Source organism: Kitasatospora sp. NPDC091257 (assembly GCF_044757675.1).
Lineage (GTDB): Bacteria > Actinomycetota > Actinomycetes > Streptomycetales > Streptomycetaceae > Kitasatospora > Kitasatospora lactacystinica.
Window position 1 is genome coordinate 1 of the sequence record NZ_JBIVVI010000945.1, and the last position, 3,647, is coordinate 3,647.

The 3,647-nt window shown below is 74.3% G+C and carries 3 protein-coding genes; all 3 read right to left on the minus strand.

Going from position 1 to position 3,647, the window contains the following annotated elements:
• The coding region (locus tag ACIQOV_RS32500; RefSeq protein ID WP_401054302.1) for an amino acid adenylation domain-containing protein at nucleotides 1-1,889 on the minus strand (1,889 nt) is incomplete at its 3' end.
• A gap of 110 nt (nucleotides 1,890-1,999) precedes the next feature.
• A complete protein-coding gene (locus ACIQOV_RS32505) occupies nucleotides 2,000-2,443 on the minus strand; it encodes a nuclear transport factor 2 family protein (protein ID WP_401054304.1) in 444 nt (147 codons plus the stop codon).
• A 43-nt stretch (nucleotides 2,444-2,486) separates the two neighbouring features.
• Nucleotides 2,487-3,647: non-ribosomal peptide synthetase (locus ACIQOV_RS32510; protein WP_401054305.1), on the minus strand; the 1,161-nt coding region annotated here is incomplete at its 5' end.

Below are 3,647 nucleotides of genomic sequence, written 5' to 3' on the forward strand. Positions count from 1 at the left end.
CCCGCCCCGTCGGCCGGGTCCCCCATCGGGCCGTCCGTCGGGCCGTCCGGGCCCGGCGTCCGCATCCGGGCGGTGAGGGCCGTCGCCAGCTCGGCGACGGTCGGCGACAGGTACAGGGTCTGCGCGGGGAGGTCCACGTCGAACTCGCGCTGGGTGGCGACCAGGAGGTCGGTGGCCAGCAGGGAGTGTCCGCCGAGGTCGAAGAAGTCGTCGTCGACGCCGACCGGTTCGACGCCGAGGGCGTCGCCCCACAACTCGGCCAGTCGCGTCTGCACCTCGGTGAGGGGCGGGACGAACTCGTTGGGCACGTTGCGCGGCACCCGGGTGGCGGTGGGCAGGGCCCGGCGGTCGATCTTGCCGTTGCGGTTCACCGGCAGCTCGGGACGGACGAGGATCGCCCAGGGGATCAGGTAACCCGGCAGCCGGTCCCGCAGTTCGTGGCGCAGCCGCCGGCCGAGCTCGGCGTTGCCCGCCGGCTCGGGTTCCGCGGGCACGACGTAGGCCAGCAGCCGGGTGCCGCCCGCCGGGTCGGGCTGCGGCAGCACGACCGCGTGCCGCACCCCGGCGAGCCGTTCCAGCTCGACCTCGACGGCGCGCGGTTCGGCACGGTAGCCCTGGACCTTGACCTGGTCGTCCGCCCGTCCGACGAACTCCAGGGTGCCGTCGGGCAGCCATCGCACGAGGTCGCCGGTCCGGTACATCCGGGCGCCCGGCTCGGTCCCGAACGGGTCGGGCAGGAACCGTTCGGCCGTGGCGGCCGGGCGGCCCAGGTAGCCGCGGGCCAGGCCCGCCCCGGCCACGTACAGTTCCCCGCACTCGCCGACGGGCACCGGGCCGAGGTCGCCGTCGAGCACGGCGACCCTGGTGCCGCTGATCGGGCGGCCGATCGGCACGCTCCGCAGCTCCGGGAGGGTGCTGCTGGTCCAGCAGGTCGTGTACGTGGTGTTCTCGGTCGGTCCGTAGCCGTTGGTGAAGAGCAGCTCCGGGTGGCGGGCCAGCAGGTGCTGGACGTGGTTCGGCGAGGCCACGTCGCCCCCGGTGAGGACGTGCCGCACGTCGGCGAACGCCTCCGGGTGGGAGCTCGCCATCTGGTGGAAGAGCCCGGTGGTCAGCAGCAGGACCGTCACGCGCTCGGCCCGGACGACGCGCGCAACGTGCTCCAGCGTGATGGCGACCGGGGGGAAGAGGACCAGCCGGCAGCCGTTGACGAGGGGGGCCCAGATCTCGAACGTGGACGCGTCGAACGCGACCGGCGCGAGGTGGAAGAAGACGTCCTCGGCGCGGACGTCCATCCAGTCCGCGCCCCGGACGAGCCGGTCGATCGCCCGGTGGGGCACGCCGACGCCCTTGGGCTCGCCGGTGGAGCCCGAGGTGTAGCTGACGTAGGCGAGCCGGTCCGGGTCGCCGGGGCGGGCCGGAGCCGCCGGCCCGGTGGCCGGATCCTGCGCCGGGCGGCCTTCCGTCACCGTGACGACGGTGCCGGGCAGTTGCTCCCGCAGGGACTCTTCGGTGATCACCATGCCCGCGCCCGCGTCCTTGAGCAGCAGCGCGTGGCGGCTCGCCGGGTCGTCCGGTTCGAGTCCGAGGTACGCCCCGCCCGCGACGAGGACGGCGAGCAGGGCCACGATCAGCTCCGGCGAGCGCGGCACCAGCACGCCCACGACGTCCTCCTGCGCCAGTCCGGCCGCTCGCAGTCGCCCGGCGAGCCGGTGGGCGCGGTCGTTGAGCTGCTGGTAGGTCAGGGTCCGTCCGTCGCAGGTGACGGCGGGCGCGTGCGGGGCCCGCTCCGCCTGTTCGGCGACCAGCTCGTGGATCGCCCGGGCGTCGAACGGTGGCCGTCCGCTGCCGACGAACGCCGGGATGTCGGAGGTGAAGACGGTCTTGGTCAACTGCTTCCCGCTTTCCTGTGCTGAAGTTTCCCCGTCGGGGTTGAACGCGCGACCGCGTGGGCCGTCGCCGTTGGCGCCGCTGCAGCTGCTGGAGCCGCTGGAGCCGCGGCTCAGACCGCGGGCACGTGGAAGAAGGTGTCCCGCGCGGCGATGCGGCCCTGCGGCGTCATCCGGAAGAAGTCCGCGAACCGCAGCTCGACCTCACCGCCGTCGTGCAGCACGCCGCGGAACAGGCCGTGCACCGCCACCTCGTCGTCGGTCGTGACCACGGTGGCCAGGGTGTGCACGCCGGTGCGGATCACCCGCTGGTCGCGGTAGAAGCGTTCCAGTTCGGCATGCCCGACCATGGGTCGGTACCCGGGGCGGTGGTAGCGGGCGTCCGGGGTGAACAGGGCGACCAGCGCGGGCACGTCCCCGGCGTCGACGAGCTGGTAGTACCGGCGGACCTGGGACACTCCCAGCGCCGGGGCCGTCGGGGGTGCTGCCGTGATCGGGGTTTCGGGTGGTGCCGGCGCTGCCGGTGTCTCGTCGGGCTGGGAGAGGGTGTGGGCCATGCCGAGGTGCTTCCTGTGATCGCTGTCAGAGCTGTCAGAGTCGTCAGAGTCGTGTACGTGGTGAGAGGTCCGGTACGGCCGCGGCGTCCGGGGCGTCGTCGAGCGCGTCGACCAGGCGCGCCGGCGTGGGCGCCTGGAACAGGGCGCCGAGGGTGAGTTCGCGGCCGAACCTCACCCGCACCCGGTTGACCAGCCTGGTCGCGAGCAGGGAATTGCCGCCCAGCGCGAAGAAACCGTCGTCGACGCCCACCGTGGGCCGGCCGAGCACCTCGGCGAACAGCGCGCACATCGTCCGCTCCGCCGGGGTGCGCGGCCCGGGGCCGGACGGCGCCGGTGCGGGGTCCGGGACGGGCAGCGCGGCCCGGTCGATCTTCCCTCTGGGGGTCAGGGGGAAGGCGTCGAGCGTGACGATCACCGAGGGCACCATGTAGTCCGGCAGCACCGCCGAGGCGTGCTCCCGCACCGACGCCGGGTCGAGCGCCGGGTCCCCGGCCGGGACGACGTAGCCGATCAGGCGTCGGCCGGGCGGGGCACCCGGGCCGGCGACCACGGTCGCCTGGGCGACGGCGGGGTGCCCGGCCAGCACCGCCTCGATCTCGCCCAGTTCGATGCGGAAGCCGTGGAGCTTGACCTGCTCGTCCGCGCGGCCGAGGAACTCCAGCTCCCCCTCCGCGTTCCAGCGGACCACGTCGCCCGTGCGGTACATCCGCTCCCCCGGTTCGCCGAACGGGCACGGCAGGAACTGGCCGGCCGTCCGGCGGGGGTCGTTCAGGTACCCGCGCGCCACGCCCGCACCGGCGACGTGCAGCATGCCGGCCACCCCCGGCGGCACCGGCGACAGCGCCTCGTCCAGGACGTACACCCGCCTGTTGTCCATCGGCCGGCCGAGGGGGACGACGTCGGGAACCGCCTCACCGGGGCGGAGCACCCGGCGTGTGGTGAACGTGGCGGCTTCGGTCGGGCCGTACCCGGCGACCACCACGGAGTCCGGACACCGTGCCAGGACGCGCCGTACCGCGTCGGCCGGCACGATGTCACCGCCGGTCCACACCTGGCCGACCCCGGCCAGCGTGCCGGGCGACTCCTCGGCGAACACCCGGAACAGCCCGGCTGTCAACCACAGCGCACCGACCCGGTGGTCGACGATCAGCCGGTGGAGGTCGGAGAGCGCCAGCTCCCCGGGCGGGGCCACGACCACCCAGCC